This is a genomic window from Mesorhizobium silamurunense (assembly GCF_014843905.1).
GTDB classification, from domain to species: domain Bacteria; phylum Pseudomonadota; class Alphaproteobacteria; order Rhizobiales; family Rhizobiaceae; genus Mesorhizobium; species Mesorhizobium silamurunense.
In genome coordinates this window covers 70,981-95,161 of record NZ_LPVS01000088.1, presented here as the reverse complement: position 1 = coordinate 95,161, position 24,181 = coordinate 70,981, and the positions used below count along the sequence as shown (strand labels likewise).

Annotated in this window: 21 protein-coding genes; 18 read left to right on the top strand and 3 right to left on the bottom strand. The window is 64.7% G+C overall.

The features are described from left to right. Positions 1-133: 133 nt before the first annotated feature. The 18 genes from tssA to AU465_RS25715 are packed head-to-tail and all read left to right on the top strand — an operon-like array spanning position 134 to position 20,177. Entirely contained in the window at positions 134-1,330 is a 1,197-nt protein-coding gene (gene tssA / locus AU465_RS25800; protein ID WP_192254524.1) for a type VI secretion system protein TssA, read from the top strand. Between the two features lie 5 nt (positions 1,331-1,335). Continuing rightward, positions 1,336-1,872: a type VI secretion system contractile sheath small subunit gene (gene tssB, locus AU465_RS25795; protein ID WP_126101673.1), complete on the top strand. Its 537-nt coding sequence runs from the start codon at positions 1,336-1,338 to the stop codon at positions 1,870-1,872. A gap of 3 nt (positions 1,873-1,875) precedes the next feature. Next, the gene (gene tssC, locus AU465_RS25790; RefSeq protein ID WP_192254522.1) at positions 1,876-3,381 is read left to right on the top strand and encodes a type VI secretion system contractile sheath large subunit; all 1,506 of its coding nucleotides are present in this window, start codon (positions 1,876-1,878) and stop codon (positions 3,379-3,381) included. Positions 3,382-3,431: 50 nt separating this feature from the next. Continuing rightward, positions 3,432-3,914: an Hcp family type VI secretion system effector gene (locus AU465_RS25785; protein ID WP_192254520.1), complete on the top strand. Its 483-nt coding sequence runs from the start codon at positions 3,432-3,434 to the stop codon at positions 3,912-3,914. Then, positions 3,901-4,653, top strand: coding sequence for a type VI secretion system baseplate subunit TssE (gene tssE / locus AU465_RS25780; protein ID WP_192254690.1), 753 nt, complete (start codon positions 3,901-3,903; stop codon positions 4,651-4,653). The genes AU465_RS25785 and tssE overlap by 14 nt, the downstream gene beginning before the upstream one ends. Position 4,654: 1 nt before the next feature. After that, positions 4,655-6,529, top strand: coding sequence for a type VI secretion system baseplate subunit TssF (tssF, locus tag AU465_RS25775; RefSeq protein ID WP_192254518.1), 1,875 nt, complete (start codon positions 4,655-4,657; stop codon positions 6,527-6,529). Next, positions 6,493-7,557, top strand: coding sequence for a type VI secretion system baseplate subunit TssG (gene tssG, locus AU465_RS25770; protein ID WP_192254516.1), 1,065 nt, complete (start codon positions 6,493-6,495; stop codon positions 7,555-7,557). Before tssF ends, tssG begins: the two co-directional genes overlap by 37 nt. Then, positions 7,557-9,008, top strand: a complete 1,452-nt coding sequence (gene tagH, locus AU465_RS25765) for a type VI secretion system-associated FHA domain protein TagH (RefSeq protein WP_192254514.1) — start codon at positions 7,557-7,559, stop codon at positions 9,006-9,008. The genes tssG and tagH overlap by 1 nt, the downstream gene beginning before the upstream one ends. 3 nt (positions 9,009-9,011) lie before the next feature. Beyond that, a complete protein-coding gene (tssJ, locus tag AU465_RS25760; protein WP_192254512.1) occupies positions 9,012-9,464 on the top strand; it encodes a type VI secretion system lipoprotein TssJ in 453 nt (150 codons plus the stop codon). A 37-nt stretch (positions 9,465-9,501) separates the two neighbouring features. Next, positions 9,502-10,836, top strand: a complete 1,335-nt coding sequence (tssK, locus tag AU465_RS25755) for a type VI secretion system baseplate subunit TssK (RefSeq protein ID WP_192254510.1) — start codon at positions 9,502-9,504, stop codon at positions 10,834-10,836. Between the two features lie 4 nt (positions 10,837-10,840). Then, positions 10,841-12,169, top strand: a complete 1,329-nt coding sequence (tssL, locus tag AU465_RS25750) for a type VI secretion system protein TssL, long form (RefSeq protein WP_192254508.1) — start codon at positions 10,841-10,843, stop codon at positions 12,167-12,169. Next, a complete protein-coding gene (gene tssM, locus AU465_RS25745; protein ID WP_192254506.1) occupies positions 12,169-15,711 on the top strand; it encodes a type VI secretion system membrane subunit TssM in 3,543 nt (1,180 codons plus the stop codon). The genes tssL and tssM overlap by 1 nt, the downstream gene beginning before the upstream one ends. Next, positions 15,693-16,235 (top strand): type VI secretion system-associated protein TagF, encoded by a 543-nt coding sequence (gene tagF / locus AU465_RS25740; protein WP_192254504.1) that lies wholly within the window; start codon positions 15,693-15,695, stop codon positions 16,233-16,235. The genes tssM and tagF overlap by 19 nt, the downstream gene beginning before the upstream one ends. Then, entirely contained in the window at positions 16,235-17,101 is an 867-nt protein-coding gene (locus AU465_RS25735; RefSeq protein ID WP_192254502.1) for a DUF4150 domain-containing protein, read from the top strand. The genes tagF and AU465_RS25735 overlap by 1 nt, the downstream gene beginning before the upstream one ends. Positions 17,102-17,104: 3 nt before the next feature. Continuing rightward, positions 17,105-17,554, top strand: coding sequence for a hypothetical protein (locus AU465_RS25730; protein WP_192254500.1), 450 nt, complete (start codon positions 17,105-17,107; stop codon positions 17,552-17,554). Between the two features lie 11 nt (positions 17,555-17,565). After that, positions 17,566-18,051: a hypothetical protein gene (locus AU465_RS25725; RefSeq protein ID WP_192254498.1), complete on the top strand. Its 486-nt coding sequence runs from the start codon at positions 17,566-17,568 to the stop codon at positions 18,049-18,051. Between the two features lie 3 nt (positions 18,052-18,054). Then, positions 18,055-19,143, top strand: coding sequence for a DUF2169 family type VI secretion system accessory protein (locus AU465_RS25720; RefSeq protein ID WP_192254496.1), 1,089 nt, complete (start codon positions 18,055-18,057; stop codon positions 19,141-19,143). Continuing rightward, a complete protein-coding gene (locus tag AU465_RS25715; RefSeq protein WP_192254494.1) occupies positions 19,131-20,177 on the top strand; it encodes a beta-ketoacyl synthase N-terminal-like domain-containing protein in 1,047 nt (348 codons plus the stop codon). Before AU465_RS25720 ends, AU465_RS25715 begins: the two co-directional genes overlap by 13 nt. A gap of 34 nt (positions 20,178-20,211) precedes the next feature. On the opposite strand, the gene AU465_RS25710 is transcribed toward AU465_RS25715, so the two are convergent. From AU465_RS25710 to AU465_RS25700, 3 genes are read right to left on the bottom strand one after another with little or no spacing between them, the layout of a single operon-like run. Then, positions 20,212-21,378 carry a hypothetical protein gene (locus AU465_RS25710; RefSeq protein ID WP_192254492.1) on the bottom strand — a complete coding sequence of 389 codons (1,167 nt, stop codon included), beginning with the start codon at positions 21,376-21,378 and terminating at the stop codon, positions 20,212-20,214. Between the two features lie 9 nt (positions 21,379-21,387). Beyond that, a complete protein-coding gene (locus AU465_RS25705; protein ID WP_210325248.1) occupies positions 21,388-21,810 on the bottom strand; it encodes a DUF6484 domain-containing protein in 423 nt (140 codons plus the stop codon). 10 nt (positions 21,811-21,820) lie between these two features. Beyond that, the gene (locus AU465_RS25700) at positions 21,821-24,148 is read right to left on the bottom strand and encodes a type VI secretion system Vgr family protein (RefSeq protein ID WP_192254490.1); all 2,328 of its coding nucleotides are present in this window, start codon (positions 24,146-24,148) and stop codon (positions 21,821-21,823) included. Between the last annotated feature and the right edge of the window lie 33 nt (positions 24,149-24,181).

Sequence of the window (24,181 nt, the reverse complement as noted above, 5' to 3'; positions counted from 1 at the left end):
GGGTTTCGCCGAAAGAAGACGGTCGCGTTTAGCTTCCGTTAGTTTTTGAGCAGCTGCTCAATTGTGGTACAGTGAGACCGTGTGATAACGTCGCGTCACATAGGGGTCTCAGGGCCGCTGGCTGGGGGTTTGTGTGATTGATCTCGCACTCTGGCTGAATCCTCTGAACGGTGAGAATCCGTCGGGAGAGGACTTGCGCAACGACCCGGCCTTTCATGAGCTGGAGCGCCTGACCGAACCGCAGCTCAAGGTTGTCCACGACGGCAACAACAAGCCTGCCTCGCAATCCTCCCCGGTCGACTGGGCGGCTGTCCTCGACAAGGCGGAAGAGCTTCGCTCCCGCGGCCGGGATTTGCGCCTTTTGGTCATCGTCGCGCGCGCTCTGGCCAACGAAGAAAGGCTGGCCGGCCTCGCCCAGGGCCTGACGCTGATCGCCCGGACCATCGACCAGTACTGGGACACGATGCATCCGGCATTGCGGCCGAACGCGACGCCGCGCGACGCCGCCTTGCGCCGCATCAACGCGCTCCTCGATCTCCAGAATGGCCAGGAAGGCCTGTTGGCGAACCTGCGCGAGACGATCTTCTTTTCGCCCCGCCAGGTCGGGCCGATCAGCGGACGCGACCTGGAACAAGGCGCGCTCGACGAGCGCGTCATGCTGCAGGAAGCAGCTTCGGGGCTGGGCGCTTCCGAAAAGGCGGCGCTGGCGACTGCTCACAGCCAGCTCCTGAACCGGGTGCGCAGCGGTTGCGCGGCACAGATCGACCAGGCCGGCGACACGATGACCTCGCTGCTCGCCGACGTCCGCGCGGTGATCGCCGCCCTTGACGAGGTCGATGCCGCTCTCAACAAGCGCATCGAAGGCAATGGCCCCACCATCCCGGAATTGAAACGGTTCTTGCAGCGTTTGCTGACGACGCTGGAGCGGAATTCGGCTGCCGTCACTGCTGCGAACGGGGCCGCAAAGCCGGCCCAGCAGCCGGCGGAACCGGCAACGCAAGCCCGAAACGGTCATCGACCGGAAGGGATGGGGGCCGAAGCGATGGGAGCCGAAACGATGGCAAGCGGCTATGCGGAACCGAGTGTCGGGCTGCCCGACCGGATCACGTCGCGCGACGACGTCGTCAAATGCCTCGACCTCGTCGTCGCCTTCTACGACCGCACCGAGCCATCGAGCCCGATACCGCACCTCGCCCGCCGCGTGCGCCGCATGGTGCACATGGATTTCGTGGAACTGATGGAAGATCTCGCCCCGTCGGGGCTGAAGGAATTCCGGCTGCTTGCCGGTGTCCCCGATCCCAAGAAGCCGGCCCAGAAGGATGAAAGGTAACAAGCATGCCAGCAGAGAGCAAAGCGAAGGTCATCGAAAGAAACCGCGCGCCGCGCGTGCAGATCGCCTACGACGTTGAGACCTACGGCAGCCCGACGACGATCGAACTGCCGTTCGTCATGGCCGTGATGGCCGATCTTTCAGGGGCTTCACAGACCAAGGAAGCGATGAAATCGGTTCTGGACCGCACCTTGGTCGAAACCGACGCCAACCGCTTCCCCAAATTCATGGAAGCCATGGGACCGCGGGTGAAGGCGCGGGTTAAGAACACGCTGCCGCAAGCCGAGGGCGCCGAACGCGACGAAGAGCTCGCGGTCGATCTCACCTTCTCGAAGATGGGCGATTTCGCGCCCGACAAGATCGCCGAACAGGTCCCGCAACTGGCCGAGATCCTCAAGATGCGCCGTCAGCTCGAGGAGCTGCTCGGCTTCATGGACGGCCGCGTCGACGCCGAAAAGCGCATCGCGCAGCTTCTCAACAACGAGCCGCTGCTGAGCAAGATCGCCAGCCAGGCGATGGATGACGGCAAGGGCGAGGAGTAAGTCATGGCTGAACAGCAAAAAACCGCAGCCGCCACCGCCGAGGCGGAAGCGATAGACCTCGGCGAATTCAGCGGACTCCTGGAAAAGGATTTCAAGGTCAAGAAGGACGACAGCGAAAAGCTGCAGCAGTTGGTGCGCAACCTGGCGCTGGCAGCGCAGTCGCGCTCCGAGACCACCACCATCTCTTCCAACGCGATCAAGTCGATCAAGTCGCTGATCGCCGGCATCGACAAGATGCTGACGACGCAGGTCAACGAGATCCTGCATGCGCCGGAAGTGCGGGAAATGGAAGGCACCTGGCGCGGCCTCTGGTATCTCGTCAACAACACCGAGACGGATACCAAGCTCAAGATCCGGGTGATGAACATCTCCAAAGAACAGCTGGCCGACACGCTCGAAGACTATGAAGGCCAGATGTGGGACCAGAGCCCAATCTTCAAGAAGGTCTACACGGACGAGTATTCGATGCTGGGCGGCGAGCCGATCGGCTGCATCATCGGCGCCTACGAATTCTCGAACCATCCGCGCGACGTCGGCCTGCTGCGCAACATTTCGGGCGTCTGCGCCTCGGCGCACACGCCCTTCATCGCCGCCGCCTCGCCGCGCCTGTTCCGCATGGACAGCTGGCAGGAACTGCCGAACCCGCAGGACCTGCAGATGATCGTCAACAACCCCGCCTATGCCTCCTGGCAGTCGCTGCGTGAGAGCGAGGACGCCCGCTATATCGGCCTCACCATGCCGCGTGTGCTGGCACGGCTGCCCTACGGCCCGGAGACCGTTCCGGTGAAGGGCTTCACCTTCGAGGAGGAGGTGGGCGGCGACCACAACAAATATGTCTGGATGAACGCCGCCTTCCCGATGGGCGTGAACATCAACCGCAGCCACAAGCTCTATGGCTGGGGCACGCAGATCCGCGGCGTCGAAAACGGCGGCACGGTGCTCAACCTGCCGGTGCATGCCTTCCCGACCGACGACGGATCGATCGCGATGAAATGCCCGACCGAGGTCGCCATCGACGACCGGCGCGAGGCGGAGCTCGCCAAGCTCGGCCTGATGCCGATCCTGCACCGGAAGAACACCGACCTTGCCGCCTTTATCGGCGCCCATTCATTGCAGGACGACGAGACGCGCGCCGGCCGTCTGGTCGATCCCGACGCGCAGTCGAACGAGCGGCTCTCCGCCAACCTGCCCTATCTTTTCCCGGTCTCGCGTTTCGCGCACTACTTGAAGGCGATCGCGCGCGACAAGATCGGCTCGTTCAAGGAACGCACCGACATGCAGATCTGGTTGACCGAATGGATCAACCGGTACGTGCTGGCCAATCCAGCCTTTGCCGACGATAAGGCGCGCGCCAAGCGCCCGCTTGCCGCGGCCGAGGTCCAGGTCGACAGCGTCGAAGGCCGGCCCGGTTACTACAATGCCCGTTTCTATCTGCGTCCGCACTACCAACTGGAAGGCATCAATGCCTCGCTCCGGCTGGTGTCGGAACTGCCGTCAGTGAAGGGCTGAAATCATAAGCAAAGTCATCTTGTTTCGTTTGAAAGCGGTGGAGAAAGACAATGCCGACAACAGTGAGAAGCGACGGACCTACCACGAAGATCGACGGCTTTTTGAAAGTTCCTGACATCAAGGGCCCGAGCAAGCGCGATGGCCACGAAGACGAGATCGAGATCCATGGCGTCGACTACAAGATGATCGCGCCCTACGACCCCAATTCGCTGTCGCGGCGCGGTCGCGTGTCGATGGGGATGATCAAATTCACCAAGCACTACGACAAGTCTTCCCCCTACCTGAAGAAGGCGCTGTTCGAGAACAAGGCGCTCGACGAAGTGGTGTTTTCGGCCCGCCGCACTATCGACGGCGAGACCAGCGACTATCTGGTCGTGACGCTCACCGACGCCTCGATCATGGAATACGACATGCGGCAGGCCGCCGACGAGGCCGACCTCATCGAGGAAGAAGTCAGCTTCGCCTACAAGAAGATCAAATTCGTCTATGACAAGGACGACGAGATCGAAATGGATGTCTATGTCGGCAAGTGAGGCCAAGCGGCCCGGCGCGAAAGCGCAGCTTGCCGGCAGTTCCCGGGCAAAGCGCGAGGCGGTCCAGCCCTCCCTGTGGGACCGCCTGATCAACGATTTGCCCGGCCTGACCTCGGAGATCGACGGGCTGCGTCGGCTGCTGGAAGAAGAGCTCGGTGCCGAGCGCGTCGAGGCTCTTCTTGCCGGCAGCGCGCGCGCCATCGATGCCGATGCGGAACTCACGCCCGATCAGAAGCGGCGCCTGCACCGTCTGGTCTTCCAGACAGAGCACCGCGCCGAGATCGAAAGCCGCGGCGTGGTGGTGTCGGCGCGGGTGCTCAGGGAAGCCGTCCGGCGCGACATCGAGGCCTTGTTCAACACCGAGCGCTTCGAGTCCGTGCCGCTGCTTTCCGACGCCGAGCAGGAACAGCCCCTGGACGAACTGCCGCCGCTCGCCGACTTTCCGGAGGTGCGCCGCAGCGTGGTCAACTACGGCGTGCCGTCCTTTTCCGGACGCTCGTCGCGGGACTTCGACCGCGATACCTTGGCGCGCGAGATCCGCGCGGTGCTCGCCACTTTCGAGCCGCGTCTGAAGGAGAGCGCCACGACGGTCAATGTCACCCTCGGCGACAAGAGCGTCGGTCTGAAGATAGAGATCGACGCCGTGCTGATCATGACGCCGACGCCGGAACGCATGCGGCTGCGCACCACGATCAATCTCGACAACGGCCTGGCGCGAACCGAATTCAGGGAGACCTGAGATGGATCGGGTCTTCGTGGAATATTACGAAGAGGAACTGACCCATATCCGCGCGCTGGCCGCGGAATTCGCCGACATGCATCCGGCGGTCGCCCGCAATCTCTCCCTCGACACGGTGCCGTGTCCCGACCCCTATGTCGAACGGCTGCTCGACGGCGTGGCCTTCCTTGCCGCGCGCACGCGGCTGAAGGTCGATGCGGAGCGCTCGCGCTTCTCGCGCGCCGTGCTCGATGTGCTTTATCCCGACCTGGTCACGCCGGCGCCGGCAACGGCGATGGCGGTGCTGAAGCCCGGCCAGCAGGTGCAGTCGATGATCGGAGGCCATGCCGTGGCTCGCGGCACGCGACTGGTCTCCAGCCTGCATCCGGGGCTCTCGACGCGCTCAACCTTCACCACCGCGCAAGAGATCACGTTGTGGCCGATCGCGATCACCTCGGTCAGCTATTTCCAGGACCGCAGCGGCCTTGCTGCCGCGGGCATCGGCCCGATCGGCAGCGTGCGCGGCGAAGCAGCGCTGCGCATCGCGCTTGCGCGGACCGGAAAGGGCAAGCTCAGCGAACTGTCGCTCGGCCGGCTCGACCTCTATTTCGCCGGGCGCACCAAGGCGCCGCTCCTTTTCGACGCGATCTTCGGCGCCTGCTCGGCCGTCGGCGCACGGGCGGAAGGCAAGACCAATCAGCTCACGGCCCTGCCCGAGCCCGAGATGGTCGGCATCCGCGACGACGAGGCGCTGATGCCGCGGACCCGCCCGACCTTCGAGGGCTACCGGCTGCTGCGTGAATATTTCATGATCCCGGAGCGCTTCCACTACGTGCGGGTCGCCGGCCTGCAGCCGGTGGTGCGCAAGTGCGAGGGGGGAATAGAGATCATCTTCCTGTTCCGGCGCCCGGTGCCCGAGCTTGCCGACGTGACGCCGGCCGATTTCGAGCTCTTCGTGACGCCCCTCATCAATCTCTTCGAGCGCGAATGCAACGTCGTCGAGATCGATCCGCGCAAGACGCGGCAGGTGCTGCATGCCGACCGCACCCGGGCGCGGGATTTCGAGATTTTTCGTGTCACCCGGGTGGAAGACGCCGATGCGGAAGGCAGCGAGGCCGAGATCCCCGAGCTTTTCAGCCTGGGGCAGAATCGCGGCAGCGGCTGGGTCTATTCGACCGAGCGGCGCCCTCGCCGGGCGACGGAAGACGAGCGCCGCGACGGCCTGACCCGCACTTCCTATACGGGCGACGACGTGTTCCTGGCGGTCTCGCGCCCGGCGGGCAGCCCGGCGAACCGGCCGCTCAAGCGTCTCGACATCACGGCGCTCTGCACCAATCGCGACCTGCCGATCCTGGACGACACGCCGACGCTGACGCTGGAGACGGCCGACCCGGTAGAAACGGTCCGGCTGCTCGGCGCGTTGCGGCCGCCGCAGCCGGCGATCCCTGCCTCGCTGCCGGCCGGCGCCGAAGGCGAATCCCGCGCCGACAATCTCGCCTGGCGGCTGGTGGCGCAGCTCTCGCTCAACTTCTTGAGCCTGGCGAAGGAAGGTCGCGGCGTCGATCCGCTGCATGCGCTGCTCGATCTCTATGCCGATCGCGGCGATCCGAGCCTTGCCCGCAACGTGCATTCGATCACCCGCATCGACTCGCGCCCGGTGATCGAGCGGCTCAAGATCGACGGTCCGATGTGCTTCGGGCGGGGCACGGAAGTGACGCTGCATGTCGACCAGTCGGTGCTGGCGGGGCAAAGCACGCTTTTGCTTTCGGCCCTGCTTTCGCGGCTGTTTGCCCGCCACGCCGGAATAAACGGCTTCGTGCGGACGCGCACGCGGCTGCTGCAGAAGCAGGAGGATGTGCCATGGCCGATGACGCCCGGCAATCGCTACCTGATCTAGCGAAGCCTGCTCCGAGCGAAGCCGACACGCTGTCGGAAAGCTTCGACTTCTTCGAGCTGCTGCGCCGGCTGGAGCAGAGAGGCGGGCTGTTCGGCTATTCCGGCCAGGCCAATCGCGAACCGGCGCGGCTCGGCCAGCATGTGCGGCTGAGCTTTTCGGCCAGGGACGTGGTCAAGTTCCAGGATGCGGGCGAAAAGGGCCCTGCGCGGGTTACCGTCGCCAATCTGGGGCTGCTGGGACCCGAAGGGCCGATGCCGCTGCATCTGACGCGCTGGGTGCTCGACCGGCTGTCGCAGCGCTGGTTCACCGGCGCCGACGCGGAGCAGACCAGCGACACGACCTTCGTCGACTTCGTCAACATCCTGCAACATCGCATGATCGCGCTCTACTATCGTGCTTGGGCGGACGCGCATCCGGCGGTCCAGGTCGAGCGCTCGATCGGCGGGCGCGTCCGCGCCATGCTGGAAGCAATGTCCGGGATCGGCCTTCCCGGCACCCAGGATCCCGAGCTCGACGCGGTGCGGCTGCGCCAGGCCGGATCGCTGGCCAATCAGGTCGACGGCGCGGAGCGGCTGACGCTGTTGCTTGCCACGGCCTTCAAGGTGCCGGTTGAGATCAAGGAGTTCGTCGCTTCCTGGATCACCATACCGGCGGCGCTGCAGAGCCGCGTCGGCAAGGCCTATGCGGCGCTTGGGCGCGGGGCCACGATCGGGCCGCGAGTCTTCAGCCGCCAGAGCCGGATCGAATTGCGCGTCGGCCCGCTCGGCCTCGACGACTTCAAGTCGTTCCTGCCCGGCCAACGGCGCCTCGCCCTTTTCAAGAAAGCAGTGCGCGATATGATCGGTGAAGCGCTCGATGTCGATTTGCGCATCGTGCTTGCGCGCGACGCCGTGCCGCCGCCGAAGATCGGAACCGTCCAGCTCGGCCGAACCTCCTGGCTTGCGCGCCCCGCCGCGAAGGGAGACGCCGACGATCTCAAGCTGCGCACCATTGTCGGCTGGCGGCCGGAAATGGCGGAGGCGGCCTGATGAGCCTGCTGCTGACGCTCGAACAAGGTCCGCGCTCCCAGGTGGTCAGGCAGACCCGGCTGGACGAGGGCGAGCTGGTGATCGGGCGCAGCGCCGATGCCGGCTGGCAGATCGACGATCCGGACATGTTCGTCTCGCGCGCGCATTGCAAGATCAGCGGCGGCCGCGACGGCTACTTCGTCACCGACACGTCGAGCAGCGGGCTGTTCATCGACGATTCCGACAGCCCGCTCGGCGCCGGCAGGTCGACACGGCTGCAAAGCGGCATGCGACTGAGGCTGGGCGACTACGTCCTTTATGTCGAGGTTCAGCCAAGCGCGAGCCAGACGTCGGTCGGCCAGGCCGCCAACCATTCCGCCCCCGCATGGTCGCCGCCTCAGCCGCGCACTCCACCCAGCATCGGCGGCGACGACTTCTTTTCGGCCAAGGTCGAGGAAGAACCGCGGCGGCCACGGCCGGCCGACCTGCCGGACCCGTTCGAGCAGCCTGTGCCCGGCGCATATGACCGCGCCTCGAACCAGCGCAGTTCGCCAGCCTTCGACGACCCGTTCAGCCTCGACCCGGTTGCGACACCTCAGTCGAACGACGATGTCGTGGCTGGCCGGTCGGATCCGTTCGGCTTCGGCGACATGCCGTCGCGCGGCGATACGGCGGAGCCCGCGCCGAAACCTGCCGGCTTCGATGGTGATTTCAGCTTTGGACCGGCTGCGGCGCCCGGCTCCGCCAACGGCGCCCAACCGGCCGGTCATGGCGAACAGCCGGCCGAAAAGCCGCATGTCGCTCATACGTGGGATATGCCGGCGCGCGCGGCCGAGCCCTCTCCTCCGCCGCGCCCCGCTTCCGCGCCCAAGCCGTCCCGCGCAGTTCAGCCTGCACCGGGCGACATGGCGCTGCGTGCCGCCTTCCTGCGCGGCATGGGTGTCGAGGAGGCCGATTTCCCCGGGCGCGATCCGATTGCCGAGATGGAAAAATTCGGGCGCGAGTACCGGCTGATGCTGGACGGCCTGATGCAGCTCCTGCGCAAGCGCGCCGAGGAAAAGGGCAGCGCGCGCGTCGCCCAGACGATGGTCGGAGCCTCCGAGGTCAATCCGCTGAAATTCCTGCCGACGGTCGAGGATGTCATCGTCACCATCATCTCGGAACGCAGCCCGGGTTTTCTCTCCGGCGAAGCGGCGATCGGCGATGCGGTGAAGGATCTCGCGCAACACCATGTGCGCGCCTGGCGCGGCGTTCAGGCGGCGCTGCGGCGCATGATCGACCGCTTCGATCCGGCGGCGATCGAGGAAGAGCTCAAATCCAATTCCGCGATCGGGAACCTGCTTTCAGGCGGGCGCAACGCCAAGCTCTGGGAGCTTTACCAGAAACGCCATCGCGACATCGCCCAAAGCGCGGAATCGAGCTTCCTGGGCGAGATCGGCGCGGACTTCAGGGATGCTTACGAAGAGGAGTAGGACATGATCGATCGACGCGAATTCATCGTTGCCCTCGGCGCGACGGGGCTGCTTGCGGCTTGCCAAAGCGGCCCGCCGAAACCATCGGTCATCTCGGTCAACGTGACCGGTGGCGCCGGCATGAATCCGGGACCGGGCGGCGGCGACAGGCCGGTGACCGTGCTGGTGATGCGGCTTGCCAGCACCGGCAAGTTCAATTCGGCAGACTATTTCGCGCTGCAGGGCGATGCGGGCTCGGCGCTCGGCGCCGATCTCATCGGATCCGACTCGATCTCCGTCGCGCCTGGCAAGATGGCGGCCAAGACCATCACGGTCGAGCCGAACGCGACGGCGCTCGGCTTCGTCGCGCTGATCCGCGAACCTGGCGGCAGGAACTGGCGCACGACCAAGTCTGTGTCGCCGGGATCGAAATTCACCATCAACGTCAGCCTCGGCAAGGGCGGTATTTCCGCCTGACGGCGCGACAACAGTTGGCAGTGCAGAGAGTGGCAGCATGAGCGACGCAAACAGGGTGCTGTGGTCCGAGGGTCTCTTCTTGAGGACCCAGCACTTTCAGCAGCAGGACCGGTTCTTCGAGGCGATGGTGCGCGGCGCGTTGCAGGCCGGCCAGCTCCACACGTTCGGTTTCCAGCAGCTGACGCTCGACCAGTCGCTGCTCGACGCCGGCCAGGTCTCGATCGTGTCGGCGCGTGGCATCTTCCCGGACGGCACGCCCTTCTCCATCCCGGAAATGATGGACGCGCCGAAACCATTGCCGGTCACGGCCGACACAGGTGCCGGCCCGGTGTTGGTCGCGCTGCCGCTCGAGCCGCCCGGCGGCGTCGGTTTCGACCCGGCGCATGCCGCGTCGACCGGCGCGCGCTATCACGGCAAGATCGTCTCGGTGCGCGATGCCGTGCAGGGCGGCTCGGACCCGGAAGAGATCGAGATCGCCCGGCCGCAGGCGGTGCTGCTTGCGCCCGGCAAATCGGTCGGCGGCTACACCGCGCTGCCGGTCGCCGACATCAAGGGAGTTCGCGCCGACGGCGGCGTCTCGCTCGACGAGACCTTCCTGCCGCCGACCCTGATCACAGGCGCCGTCGCCTGGTACCGGCAGTTGCTGCAGGAGGTCGTCACCGGCCTCGACCAGATCGCCGAGGCGCACGGCAAGATGGTGATGGGCGGCCCTGGCCGCAGCGTCGAGGACCTGTTGATGCTTCACCTCGCCAACGCGGCGCGGCCGCGGCTCGCGCATATGCTGGCGCAGGACGTCTTCCATCCGGCCGAGCTTTACCTCGAGCTTGCCGGCCTTGCCGGCGAAATGGCGACCTACGGTTCCAGCTCGCGCAGGCTCGGCGAGCTGCCGGCCTATGACCACATGGCGCCCGGCCCGGCCTATATGGCGCTTGCCGACGCCTTGCGCTCGCTGATCCTCAGCCTGCGCTATATCGAGCCGAAATCGCGTGCGCTGCCGGTCATGCGGCACGCGACCAATGTCTGGAAGGTTCGCATCGACAATCCGAAGCTTTTGGTCGCCAGCCGCATCGTCATCCGCGTCGGCTCCGAGCTGTCGGAAGACGCGTTGCGCAAGATTTTCGTCAACCAGGCGACCGTCGGCTCGGCGGACCAGTTCGAGGGCCTGTGGAAGTCGCGCCTGCCCGGCATCCCGCTGAAGCCGCTGCATTCGCAACCGCGCGAGATTCCTTATGACGGCGACCGGTTGTGCTTGGAGCTGGACCAGAAGAGCGAGCATTGGGCCTCGCTGCTCGACGCCCCCGGTTTCGTCATCGGCGTTTCTGGTGTCCTGCCGAGCGAGCCGCAGGTCGACTGCTATTCGGTGAACAGGTGAGGCCATGAGCCGGGATGATCCTTTCGGACTGTCGGAGGATCGCGAACGCACGCGCATCAGGCTGACGGGTGCCGCGCCGCGGCCGATTGCGCCGCTGGCGCCGGGCGCGCCGGTGAAGCGGGCGCGCGCGCATCCCAACACGCTGATCAACACCTTCGCGCCGCTGCTCGAATTCGCGCCGGAGCTCGAAAGCGCCCTCGCCCCGGAGAACCCTGAAGTGCTGCGCACGCGCCTGCTCGACGAGTTGGTCCGGGCGCGCGATGCGGCAATTGGCGCGGGCTCCTCGCTGGAGCGGGCCGACCAGGCCGCCTGGGCGGTGGCGGCCTTGCTCGACGACCTCGCGCTCAACACGCCCTGGGGCGGCGCCAGCGCCTGGCCACGCCAGCCGCTGGTGGTCATGCTGCGCGGCGACGTCGATGCCGGCACGCAGTTCTTCTCGCGTCTCGACGAGCTTGAGCGGCACCCGAACCGCGACCGCGAAATGCTCGAGCTGCAATATTACTGCCTGGCGCTCGGCTTCCGCGGCAAGTATCGCGTGCCCGGCCGCGCAGGCGACCGCTCGCTCAACGCGGTTCGCGTGGCGGCAGCCCGCTTCCTGCGCAATGCCGACGCCGAAGACGCGCCGCTGTCGCCGAACTGGAAAGGCGTGATCGCCTCCGACGAGCCGCAGCGCTTCATCGTGCCGATCTGGGTGATGGCGCTGGCGGCCGTGGTCATCGCAGCCGCCGCTTATGTCGGTCTGTCGATGGGTCTGAGCAGCCAGGCGGTCGAGCTCTCCGCGCTGGTCCGCACCCTGCCGCCACCCGCGCGTGGCGACGTCACGCGCGCCGCGCCCAAACCGGATGCTCCCGAACCCGAACCGCCACAGCCGGTCGATTTCGCGCTGCTGCCGGAATTCAAGGCAGAGGCGCCGGACAACCTCAAGGGCGCGCTGAGCGGCACCGAGAGCGTGTCGCTGGCCAAGCTCATCATCCAGTCGTCCAACCCCGAACTGTTCCAGTCGTCGCGCGCGACGCTTACCCCGGGCTACGAGCCGCTGGTCGAGTCGATCGCCAAGGTGATCCTCGCCAATCAGGAGCTGATCGGAAACATCACCGTCGTCGGCCATACCGACAATGTGCGTCTGCAAAAATCGAACCCGCTTTCGTCCAACCAGCGGCTGTCGGAGGCGCGCGCCGAGACCATAGCCAACCTTCTGGTGCAGGCCGGGGTGCCGCATGAGCGCATCCATTCCGAAGGCCGCGCCGAGACCGACCCGGCGGCCGACAACTCCACGCGCGAGGGCCGCGCGCTCAACCGCCGCGTCGAGGTCCTGGTCGAGAAGAGGCTCTGATGTTCATCCTGCGCTTCCTCTGGGCCGTTCTGACCTCGCGCTTCCTTTGGACGCTGATCGGCATCGCGCTAATTTCGCTGCTGATCTGGGTGTTCGGCCCGATCGTCCAGGTCGGACCCTATGCGCCGTTCGATTCCGACAATGTGCGCATCGCCATCATCGCCGGGCTGATCATCCTGTGGCTGATCTGGCTGATCATTGCGCAGCGCCGCGCGATCCGCGCCAACCGCATGTTCGTGGCCGAGATTGCCGCGCCGGTCCAGGAAAAGCAGCTTACGCCAGGCGAAGAAAGCGTCGCGGCCGTCGGCGCCAAGTTCGGCGAGGTGATGGCGGAGCTCAAGCGGCGCAAGCTCGGCGGCCGCAAGTTCCTGCGCGAGATGCCGTGGTATGTCATCGTCGGGCCGCCGGCCACCGGCAAGACGACGGCGCTGCGGCAATCCGGTCTCAACTTCCCGATCGACCTCACCGACGACCTGCAGGGCGTCGGCGGCACGCGCAACTGCGACTGGTTCTTCTCGGAGAACGCGGTGCTGATCGACACCGCCGGCCGCTACGTCCAACAGGAGAGCCAGCCGGATGTCGACGCGGTGGAATGGCTTGGCTTCCTCGATCTTCTGAAGAAGCATCGGGGTCGCCGGGCGCTGAACGGCGTCATCGTCGCGCTGTCGATCGATGCGCTTTCGGAAGGCGACGAGGCGATCAAGGCGCATGGCCGCAAGATCCGCCGCCGTCTGGCGGAGCTGAACGATCGTCTCGAAATCCGCCTCCCCGTCTATCTGATGCTGACCAAGGCCGACCTGATCAAGGGTTTTGAGGCTTTCTTCGGCGGCCTGTCGACGACGGCACGCGAGCAGGTGTGGGGCACGACTTTCGCGCTCGACGCCCGTGTCGACGCCAAGACCATAGAGAAGGAAATCGCAACCCTCGCGGCGGAGCTCGAACGCCGGCTGGTGCCGCGGCTGGAGGACGAGGACAAACTCGGCACGCGCGCGGAAATCTTCCGTTTCCCGGCCCAGCTCGCCAGCCTCTCCGAGCCGATCCAGGTGCTGATCGAGGCGATGTTCGGCGAGAGCCGCTATGAGGAGGCGGCCTGGCTACGCGGCCTCTATCTGACGTCGGCGACGCAGGAAGGCGCGCCCATCGACCGGCTGACGGCGGCGCTGTCCTCCTCCTTCGGGCTGCCGCCGCGCCGTGCGATGCTTACGCCGCGCGTCGAGAAGCGCAGTTTCTTCCTGCGGAATCTCTTGACCGAGGTCATCTTCAAGGAAGCGGGTCTCGGCACGTTCGATCCGCTGGCGCAGCGCCGCCGCGCCTGGATATGGCGCGGCGCGGCTGCAGCATGCGTGCTTGCCGCCGTGCTCGCCGGCGGACTGTTCACCTGGTCCTATCTCGACAACCGCAATGCGATCACCGAGCAGGCCGGCCAGTTCGAGGCGCTGCAGGCGCCGCTGACCGACGTTTCCGCCGCACCGGCATCGGTGGAGCAGCCGACGATGGATGGTGCGCTGGCCGCGATGGACGCGGTGGCGACGGCCCGCACCGCGCCGCCGGATGCTGTCCACAATTTGATCGGCCCGACGGCTTCTGCGGAACTCGTGCGGGCGCAGACCGATACCTACGACCACGCGCTGCGCAACGTGCTCGAGCCGCATATGGTGGCGCTGCTCGAAGCGACGATGTGGCGGCAGATCCGCGATCCGGATTTCATGCTCGGCGCGCTGAAGACCTATCGCATGATGACGGGCCTGTCGCAGATGGACACCGACTTCGTGCAGAACTGGTGGGTGAACAGCCTGCCGGAATTCGCGCCCGCCCCGCCCTTCCCGACCGCCGACGCCGAAGAGCATCAGCTCGCCGCGATCCGCCGCATGGCGGTCGACGACAGCTACATCGCCCCGGACAAGGAGCTGGTGGCCGAGGCGCTGAAGACGGTGTGCACGATCTCGCTGCCGGAGCGCGCCTATAAGCAGCTTCTGGCCGATCCCGAAGTGGCGGCAGTCAAGGAATGGGTGCCCGCCAATTTCGCCGGCCCGAACGGCGCCAAGGTGTTCGCGCGCCGCTCCGACAAAACGCTGCGCGTCGGCGTTCCCGGCGCCTATACCTATGCCGGCTTCCACGACGCCGTTCTCGATCGCGTCGAGGATGTGGCGGCGCAGGCGGCGCTCGATCGCGCGGTATTCGCCGGCGGCTGCTCGGAGAACTCCGAGACCTCGGTGTCGGCGCTATCCGAAGACATCCTGAAGCTCTATTACGACGACTACATTTCGCAGTGGGACAGCTTCCTGCGCGACATGCGGCTGGCACCGCTGAGCGACCTCAACGTCGCCAGCGAAAACCTCAAGGACCTTTCGAGCGCCGATTCCGCGCTGAAGCGGCTTCTCACCGCGGTGGTGCAGGAGACGGACCTGACCCGGTCCGACGAGGCGCCGGCCGACGACAAGAACGGCGGCGCCGCCAAGACCGGCTCGAAGCTGCTCTCCAAGCTCGGCAAGCTGGGCAAGGTGGTGAAAACGGGAGCGAAATTACTGCCCCGCGCGGGCTCGGCCGATCAGGTCGACATGACCGGCAGCCTGGTGGCCGAGCACTTCAAGCCGCTGAAAGGCACGATCGCGGAGGTCGACGGCCAGCCGCCGGCGCTGGACGCCGCCGTGGTGGCGCTGACGGCGCTGTCCAACGTGCTCCAGACGGTGACGGCCAACCCCGACCCGCAGGATGCCATCAAGAAGCAGGGCGGCCTCGCCGAGCTGACGGGCGCGGTGGCCCGGCAGGCGCAGATCCTGCCCTCGCCGATCAACGACTGGCTGGGCGGCATTGCCGGCGACACCAGCGGCCTTTCGCAGAAGGCCGTTACCAACGAGCTCAATGCCATCTGGCGCGCCGACATCCTGCCCTTCTGCCAGGCGGCGCTCAACAACCGCTATCCGTTCAGCCCCGACAGCGCGGTGGACGTCAATGTGCGCGACTTCCAGCGCCTGTTCGGGCCGGCCGGCCTGATCGACGCCTTCATCAACGACCATCTGATCAACTATGTCGACACCGCCAGCGAGCCCTGGAAATGGCGCGCTGACTTCGGCCTCGATCCCGCGGCGCTGCCGGCCTTCGAGCAGGCAAGGCACATCCGCGACGACCTTTTCCCGGGCGGCACCGGCCCGGTGATGAACTTCACGCTGGAGCCCAAGGACATGTCGCCCAACGTGGCGCGGGTGACGCTCAACCTCGATGGCCAGAACCTGGTCTATTACAACAACGCGACTCGGCCGCAGCCGATGACATGGCCCGGCAAAGACGGAACCGGCGTGATCTCGCTCGCTTTCCAGCCGGTCGACGGCTCGCCAGAGGTGATGCTCAACGAGACCGGCAGCTGGGCGTGGCTGAGGATGCTGCGCGGCGGAAAATTCGCCGGAACCAAGCTCACCGACGTCTACAGCCTGCGGCTCGGCACGAAAGGCATGTATGCCGATTTCGAGCTGAAGGCGGCCAGCGTCGAGAACCCCTACACGCTCGAAATGTTCAAGAAGTTCACATGTCCGACGCAGATCTGAACATCGGCTTTTTTGGCAAGATTCCGGCGACCGGAGATTTCGTTGCCTGGAACCTGCCACGGACCTTCATCGATCGCTGGGACCGGTGGATGTCGATGGAATTGCGCGCACGGCCGGACGAGGGCGAACTTGACCCGCGAGCGTGGCGCTTTGTTCTGCGGGCCGGGATTTTTGGTGACCAACCCTGCGCCGGTGTCTGGCGCATGAGCGAGGACCGCGTTGGCCGCCGCTATCCCTTCGCGATCATCGGGATTGGGGCCACACCGACGCCTGACCATCCATGGTTCGACGGCGTTGCGTCAATCGTTGATGAAGCGGTCGAATTGCAGAGGACGCAGTCCTGGATCGCCGAAAGCTTGGCCAACCTTGCCGCGCCCAGCGACAGCCATGGCGATCCGAACCGGATAGGCTTCTGGCTCGACGACTGGTCGGTGCATGAGTTCGCGTTCTCGGATATTCACGACCTAGCAGCCAACGCCCTGCCGAAAATGCGCGCCCCGCGCCCTGAGACGGAACATCTCTGATGGGCAGCACCGTCTTTGCAGAAGGCATGGGCTTCTTCCATAAGGGAAGCGGCGGCAAGGGCGTGGCGCCAGGAGATGTGTGCCTGAGCCCGCCTTCCCCGCCGGCAGGCCCGGTTCCGGTTCCATATGTCAACATGCTGTCTTCAAGCGATCTCACCAAAGGCAGCACGAGCGTCAAGATCGAAGGCAATCCGACCGCGCTCGAAAGCTCGTCGGAGGTTGCGACCAGTACCGGCAACGAGCCGGCCACCCAAGGCCTCGGCGCGGGGGTCGTAACGCACAAGATCAAGGGCAAGGGGGTGTTCAAGCTCTGGTCGTTCGTCGTCAAGGTGGAGGGCAAGGGTGTCTGCCGTCATGGCGACACCATGGAGCAGAATACCGCAAGTCCACTCCCGAACACCATCGATACCGCCGCCTTGGTCAACTTCCGCACCGCCCTTCTGGTGAAAGAGAAGAAGAAATGCACGACCGATTATTGCTACGACGATCATTACACCCCACCAACAGGCCCACAGAAGGCCAAAGTCCAGAACCGGCCATGCTGGGAGTGCAAACGAAACCTTGACAGGTTGATGAAACGCAAGACCGGCAAGAACAAAACCGCAATCAAACGACTGCAGGCCAAAATCAACCGGCAAATCTCGGGAAAGGAGCTGCCGATTATCGCCGATCACCAGCCCACCCAGAAGGCTGCGTGGTATGCTGGGGGATGCAACATAGCGACCCCTCCGCAAGGGTTCAAGGATGCGATGAAAGCGCTCTATGTCAGGCCGCATTGCGATGCCCATAGTAGAAGCCAGCCCGGCCGACAGTCGAAGGTAGACAGCAAGGCGGTCACGGACTTCATGAAGGCTCGGGGGATCTAGGTTATGAGCGCAGCAGGCTTCGCCGGTCTCGACGCTGACTATACGGCGATAATCGACGCGTGGACGGGCGAACTCCACGCCGTCATGCCCGCCATCGAGGAATGGTGGAACGCGCTTGTGCGGCGGCTGAATGCCAACGGCGAGAACGTGGCCAATCTACACTGGCCCGCCGGCCTCGTCGCCCATCCTCGAATTCTTGCCATCTATCGCAAGTACTATTTCAAGGTTCACGACCTGAACCTTGAACGGTACGCCCAGCAGACCGAGGGGGACGACGAGGACGATGAATCGAACTGGGGTGAGGATGGCAACGAAGAGGGCGCAAGCGGCCCGGTGCCGCCCAATTTGCTCCTGGTCGAAATGATGTCCGAGTATGACGCCGAACTGTTCAAGCACTTCAAGTACTTCGTCTATGTCCCGATCGGCGAGGATCCATCTCTCGAAATGTGCTGAGGCGAAAGAAGATGGCACTCCGGATTGCCCATAGTGTTGAACTCGGCCTGAGCCGGCTTCTCAATGCACCCCAGGACGTTGTCGGTCCCGATCATGGAATTCGCCTTTCGCGCCGCGAGGCGCCTGCTGCATATAAGCCCCTGTTCAAGGCCTACCTCGCCGACTTGGAGGAGACGTTCGATGTGGCCTCTGAAACCTGGGAAGCTAGCCTCGACGAACTGGTCGACGGCGGCCTGACCGTCAATCAGGCGATCACGGCCCAACTGGATGACGCAGCGGCCGGCCCCGCGAATCATCCGGCGGTGGTGTGGCTCGTGCGGGAATACTGGCTGCGATGCGTTGCGGTGGGAGAAACGCTGCCCGCGGCCGACCGCATCGCGCCTGAAGTGTTCCTACTGCAATGGGTCGCCGATGAAGGCCACAAGGAATATGTAGAACTACTGACGGCCATGCCCTATTGGCCGATCGGGCTTGATGAAAACGGCCGGTGGTGCTGAACGATGGCCTTCGATGTCTGGCTGGAAAACAGGACACCATTCGCCGCCGCGACCCATGTCCAATTGAATGCCGACGGCCAAGAAACTCTGGTTGTGATGCTATCGGCAAGTTTCGCGGCATGTGAGGAGGAGGAATTCCAGCCAGCGGCCGAACAGATGCCAGTGATCTTTGGCGATGAGCCTTTTGGCAATCCGTCCCTTTCATCGATCCGCTACGAAGCGGATATCGCGCCCGTCAAGCCTGGCGCCGAGGTGATCGTGAATGGCGCCGCGCACGCGCCGAATGGCAAGCCGGTACGCGAGATGCAGGTCGGCCTGCGTGTCGGCAGCGCTATCCGCAAGGTTTTGCAGGTGGTCGGGGACCGGATCTACGACTCCGGCGGCTACAGCGCGCCAGCGCCTTTCCGGACCATGCCGATCGTCTATGAGCGCGCCTATGGCGGCACTTTGGAGGACTTGCGCACGGACCAGCGCAACCCGGTCGGCGTGGGGTTCCATAACGCCCGGTCGGCAGATCCTGCGGTCAGAACCGAGGCGCCCAACGTCATGTATCCGGGCGAAGCGCAGGCCGGACCTGGGGAATCCCTGAGGCCGGCGGGATTCGGGACGATTGGTCGGGGCTGGCAACCGCGCCTGGCTTTCGCCGGAACCTATGACAAGGCTTGGCTCGAAACCCAATGGCCGCTCGCTCCCAAAGACTTCGACACGCGGCATTATATGTGCGGCCCAGCCGACCAGCAGCTGGCGGGCATCGGTGGCGGCGAGGATATCACGGTGATCGGTATGACGGCTTCGGGCAGATGGGATTTCCGCCTGCCGCACATTACGGCCCCGCTGCGGCTCATTTATGACGATCGTGTAGAGGAAAACGCGTTCAAGCCTGACACCGTGCTCATCGAGCCTGACCTGAAGCGCGTGACCCTCAAGGCTCGCCTGGCAGTGGTGATCCGGCGCAATGTGCCGGCGCTGCGGGAAATCGCCTTCGGCCACATTTCTCCCGTTTGGATCAATGCGCGCCGCAAGCGAAAACTCTATCTCAATCTTCTCGGCGGTGACGGGACCCTGCGCGATCGCCCGGCGTGGCAGCCGTGAAGCGGCCGCTCTACATCTCGGTCGGTGGCGCCGTCACGCCTGCTGGATTGAACGCGCGGCAGACCATCTCAGCCATTCGCGCCAACCTGTCTGCATTTCAGGAGGTGCCTCTTTCAGAGCCGTTTCCCACCACACAAATCGTCGCACGCATTCCAGCCAAGCCGGGCCTGCGACGCAATGACGGGGTATGGCTCGCCAGTATGGGCGCCCGCGCACTCAAGGAGGCGATGCTTGACGACAAGGCAACGCCAGACCAGACCGCTGTCCTGCTCGCGCTGCCGGAGAGTTTCCGCGACCATCCGGCGTATGAAGATGTCGATCGGGGGCGCCTTTTGAATGCCATTTTCGAGCGATGCGGCCTGCGCTTCAATGCCGGCTCGCGCGTATTTGACGGCGGTGCCGCAGCCAGCGCCGGACTGCTCGACTATGCCAGCGACATGCTGGAATCCGGGACCGCCGCGCAGGTGCTACTCGGCGGTGTGGACAGCCTCGTCAACGAGACCGATATTGCGCGCTTGATGCGAGCCAATCGTCTGAAATCCGAAAGCAATGCTCAAGGGACAGTCCCTGGTGAGGGCGCTGTCTTCGTGCGCCTGACGCGAGCGCCGGGGAGCGGGCCGGCTGCAATGATTTGCGGCGCGGGCCTGGCTCAAGAGATCGACAGCGTTCTTTCCGAACGCCAGAGTCAGGGCCGTGCGATGGTGGCTTCGCTGCTTGCTGCCTTCAGCGGATCCGGGCCAAAGGAACCCGATATCGAGTTCCTCGTCAGCAATGGAAACGGGGAACGGTACAGCGGGCTCGAACAACTAGTCGGTCGCTCGCGCTTCTACCGCACGCACCGCGAGATATTCCCGACAGCCTACCCCGCGATGACGGTCGGCGACATTGGAGCCGCTAGTGCGGCACTTGTTCTGATGCTGGCGGCCGACAGTTTCATAAGCGGTTACGCGCCGGGCCGCGTCGCGGCCTGCGAGCTCGCATCCGAGGGTGGCAACCGGTCGGCGATCGCGCTTACCAGTCTCCGCCAACGTTGAACAGAAGGGACAAGGCCCCCTTCGGCGAAAGCGATCACATCCAGGCCGGGAACTTGCGTGTCATGCGCCAGTCTGCCAGCGGCGCCTCGGGCGTGGCAATTGCCGCGCGCAACGCATCCAGCCTGAGCCTGCGCATCGAATGGAAAGGCGTGTGGTTGCGCCGCCCGCCCCGTCCCTCGTCCCACCATCTGGCAACGCGATCGGCGATAGGCAATGGGCTGTCGGTCAGAGATTCAAACGCCTTCCCCAAATCGGCCGGGTCGATCGTGAACAGGTCGGTGTCGTTGAAGTCCACATCGAACAGATCGCGCATCGCCAGCCCGGCGGCAAAGACAAGTTCCGGCTCTCGCATCTTCTGGATCAGCCAGGGCATTACCGACGGATCGCTAAACAGGCCGATCGACGCCGTTGCCGCCACGCGCAGCAGGGGCTGGCCGAGGCGCGTCTGCAGCCAGGCTTTCGCGGCCTTCAGCGGGGTCGTCAGCAGGCGTATCTCGATCGCCGCCTCCGCCTGGTCCGTCTCCGTCAGCACGATCTTGTCGATCACTGGGTGCGCGGACCGCGCCTCGCCAAGCAGGCAAGCGGCGAAGGCGGCCGCAAGACGTTCTTTCGCCGTCTCGCCATCAAGACCGGCCAGGACTGCCGGAAGCAGGTCGCGCCGCCCGAGCCCACCGGCGAGCCGAGTGGCGCGCCGGCGCACGTTCGCGTCGGAATAGCTGGCCAGATCATGCAGGCGCGGTCCCGGATCGACGCGATGATGCCAGAGCGCAGACAGCCCAAGGCAGCGCAGCCGCGCATCGCTTGTGTCCAGCCATTTCGCCACGAGCGGTCGCAGATTTTCGCGCGGCGTGCGCGCGATCGCGGCGGAAAGGCTCGACAGACCAGTCTCGCCCAGGCTCGCCGCAGCGTTGATCGCGACCTCTGTCAGGTCGGCGTCGCCCCAACGCAATGCCAATACGCCAAGCACGAAAAGTTCACCCGGCTCGGCGTAGTCCGCGAACCTGGCCTGAGCAGCTTCCCAGCCAGCTTTGCCGGCAGCCATGAGCCCTTCGAGATTAGCTTCGAGACGCTGATCGATACGGCCGATACCCGTCTCATCGAGGACGGGACCATCGATCTCCCGGCGACGGCGAAGCCAGAGGAAAGCCGCATCCTCGGCGTGCTGATCCACGATGGCAGCGATGGTTGCAACGCGATGCACGACAGCGCCTCAGTTGAGATGCACGGCCCCGCCGCGGATACGGTTGGTCCCACTCGCCTGGCTGGTCAGCTGGCTACCACGAATTGTCACACGGCCATCCTTCTCCAGAATGATTGATGCCAGGCCGCAACGCAGTTCTATACGCTCTTTGCCCGTGATGACGACACGATCGCCTTCGCGGACCACTTGCAGCTCCCTGTTCTTGTGAGCCGGATCGACGATGCGCCCAACGACCAGCGGTCGTGTCGGGTCACCCTCCTCGAACAGCAGGGCCAGTTCCGAGCCGATCGCGGAAACGTCCAGTTCCGTCAGGCTGCGCGCCGCAATAGCCGTCTCGCGCGGATTGCCGACGAAGACCACCAGCGGCGCTCCACCTTCGAAACCAATCAGCAAGCCGATGACGACGCCGTCGATGCGATCCAGCACTTCCATGATGACGCCCTCAATTGTTGTTGATGGTGCTTCCCTTCACGATCACCTCGCCGTCGGCCTTGACGGTGATCTTGCCGCTGCCCTTGAGTGTAATATCCTTCCCGTCAGCGACAATGGTGCCGTCCTTTTTCATCGTGATCGACGCTGAGCCGCATTTGAGCGTGATCGAGTCGCCAGCTTCGATCATCAGATTCTTGCCAACCTTGATTGAACTGTCTTGGGCAATGTCGATACCGCTGCTCTTCCCGACCTTGAGAGCATGCGCCCCGCCGACATCGGTTCCGTCATCCGCCCCGATCTTGGCTGTTCGTGCCTTGCCAACCTGTGTCGATTGCGCCCCGCCGATATCGACGCTCTGGTCGGCGCCGATCTGTATGCTTTGGCTGGCGCCTACCGACCAGCTGTCCGCTGCGCCGATATCATGACTTTGATTGGTGCCGACGCTGACAGATCGTGTGACGCCAATTGTATTTGTCTGCGAGGCGCCCACGGTCCTTGCTTCAGCCGCCCCAACCGTATCGACCCGGGCAGCACCCACCGTGACCGTCTGGACCAGGCCAACCGTCTGCGAGTGGTTGGCGTCGATGTTTTCGGTGGAATTGGCAACGACATGGATCGTCTCGTTGGCACCGACTGTCAGCGAGCGGTTCGCGCCCACCGTCTCGGTGTCGTTGCTGCCGATGTTGGTGGTCTGGTCGACGCCGACCTTCACCGTCTTGTTGTTGCCGACGTCCTCGTCGAGGTTGTGGCCGACGGAGTGCTTGGCGTCATGGTCGATGCGGTCGGACTGGTCGTGCTGCACCGTCTTGTTGCGGTCGTGCTTGATCAGCAGATGGTGGTCCTTCTGCGCCTGGAAGTTGACGAGCTCGGATCCGGCCTTGTCCTCGAACATCAGCTCGTTGTAACCGCCGCCGCCCTTGGAGGAATTCGACTTCCAGCCGGATTGCGTGGCGTTGCCCGGCAGTCCGTAGGGCGGCATCTCAGCGGCATTGTAAACGCGGCCGGTGATGATCGGCAGGTCGGGGTCGCCCTCGATGAAATCGACGATCACCTCCTGGCCGATGCGCGGAATCTGGATGAAGCCCCAGCCGCTGCCGGCCCAGGTCTGCGACACGCGCACGAAGCAGGAAGAGTTCTGGTCTTTCTTGCCGAGACGATCCCAATGGAACTGCACCTTCACGCGGGCATATTTGTCGGTGAAGATTTCTTCGCCGGACGGACCGACCACCGTCGCCGTCTGCGGTCCGCGCATGATCGGCCGCGGCGTGATGCGCGGCGGCCGGTAGGGCAATTTGGCAGGCGCGACGCCCAGCACGACCTTGAAATTTTCGGCATGGGCCTCGTTCTGGGTCCGGTAGCCGGGATCGAACAGCCGGTATTCGGCGCTGATCACCAGATAGTCCCGGTTCTGGTCGTCGCGCGGAAAGCTTTCCAGCTTGAACTTGCAGCCGGAAAAGAGGCCCCGCACCGTGCCCACGGCCGTGCTGCGCTGGTGCACCGCCTGAAGCTCCTCGCGGCGGATCCCGGCGATCGTGTCGCCGCGCCCGACATCGAGATGCGCTCCAGGCTGGCGGTAGTTTTCGCCCGCGGCCTCCTTGTGGCTGAACGGCTGGGCGGACTTCGCCATCAAGTCGGCGCCAGGCTTCTCGAAGTCATAGTCGGTGTGGGCGTAGGCGCCCGGCCGCACCGCGCTGCCCGGAATCCATTCGGTGATGTATTCGACGTCGCGCCGCGAGGCCTGCCCCTCGAAATTATAGAGCACCTTGTCGTAGCCCGGAGCGGTCTTCAGCTTGCTCATCGCATCGCAGAGGATGAGCGTGTGCTTGCCCTCGTCATGCTCGAAGAAATAGAAGATGCCCTCGTGCTCGAGCAGCCGCTGCACGAAGTCCAGATCGCTCTCGTCATACTGCACGCAATATTCGCGCTGGGGATAAGACCCCTGCAGCCGCTTCTCGAATTTCGCGATGCCGTATTTCGAGAAGATCTTCTCGACGATCTCGACCGCCGTCATGTTTTGGAAGATGCGGCAATCGGTGGTGTTGCCGAGGAACCAGAGCCACGGCCTGACCACCGCCTCATAAAAGGCCAGCCGGTCCTCGATGCGGGTGAGCTTGAATTCCGACACCAGGCCGCTGAACCAGCGTTTCGGATCGGATTCACCCTCGACCGAAACGACGCCGCCCAGCATCTTCAGCGGATCGACATCGTGGCTCTTCGAGACGAAACCGACCGTATAGGCGAAACAACGGCTGATCTCGTCACGCCCGACGAGATGGGTGAAGGTCAGCACATCGCCGCCAACGGGCGTCTGCACAACCGTGGCACGTTCGTTCGGCATGGGTCGTGCCCCTCCTGGACGCGGCCGCAAGTG

Bases quoted from the DNA above. Each gene is read 5' to 3' on its own strand.
- tssC (WP_192254522.1), top strand. From the start codon at position 1,876: ATGGCTGAACAGCAAAAAACCGCAGCCGCCACCGCCGAGGCGGAAGCG.
- tagH (WP_192254514.1), top strand. From the start codon at position 7,557: ATGAGCCTGCTGCTGACGCTCGAACAAGGTCCGCGCTCCCAGGTGGTC.
- tssE (WP_192254690.1), top strand. From the start codon at position 3,901: ATGTCGGCAAGTGAGGCCAAGCGGCCCGGCGCGAAAGCGCAGCTTGCC.
- AU465_RS25720 (WP_192254496.1), top strand. From the start codon at position 18,055: ATGGCCTTCGATGTCTGGCTGGAAAACAGGACACCATTCGCCGCCGCG.
- AU465_RS25785 (WP_192254520.1), top strand. From the start codon at position 3,432: ATGCCGACAACAGTGAGAAGCGACGGACCTACCACGAAGATCGACGGC.
- AU465_RS25705 (WP_210325248.1), bottom strand. From the start codon at position 21,810: ATGGAAGTGCTGGATCGCATCGACGGCGTCGTCATCGGCTTGCTGATT.
- tssB (WP_126101673.1), top strand. From the start codon at position 1,336: ATGCCAGCAGAGAGCAAAGCGAAGGTCATCGAAAGAAACCGCGCGCCG.
- tssJ (WP_192254512.1), top strand. From the start codon at position 9,012: ATGATCGATCGACGCGAATTCATCGTTGCCCTCGGCGCGACGGGGCTG.
- AU465_RS25725 (WP_192254498.1), top strand. From the start codon at position 17,566: ATGGCACTCCGGATTGCCCATAGTGTTGAACTCGGCCTGAGCCGGCTT.
- AU465_RS25700 (WP_192254490.1), bottom strand. From the start codon at position 24,148: ATGCCGAACGAACGTGCCACGGTTGTGCAGACGCCCGTTGGCGGCGAT.
- tssL (WP_192254508.1), top strand. From the start codon at position 10,841: ATGAGCCGGGATGATCCTTTCGGACTGTCGGAGGATCGCGAACGCACG.
- tssM (WP_192254506.1), top strand. From the start codon at position 12,169: ATGTTCATCCTGCGCTTCCTCTGGGCCGTTCTGACCTCGCGCTTCCTT.
- tssG (WP_192254516.1), top strand. From the start codon at position 6,493: ATGGCCGATGACGCCCGGCAATCGCTACCTGATCTAGCGAAGCCTGCT.
- AU465_RS25730 (WP_192254500.1), top strand. From the start codon at position 17,105: ATGAGCGCAGCAGGCTTCGCCGGTCTCGACGCTGACTATACGGCGATA.
- tssK (WP_192254510.1), top strand. From the start codon at position 9,502: ATGAGCGACGCAAACAGGGTGCTGTGGTCCGAGGGTCTCTTCTTGAGG.
- tagF (WP_192254504.1), top strand. From the start codon at position 15,693: ATGTCCGACGCAGATCTGAACATCGGCTTTTTTGGCAAGATTCCGGCG.
- AU465_RS25735 (WP_192254502.1), top strand. From the start codon at position 16,235: ATGGGCAGCACCGTCTTTGCAGAAGGCATGGGCTTCTTCCATAAGGGA.
- tssF (WP_192254518.1), top strand. From the start codon at position 4,655: ATGGATCGGGTCTTCGTGGAATATTACGAAGAGGAACTGACCCATATC.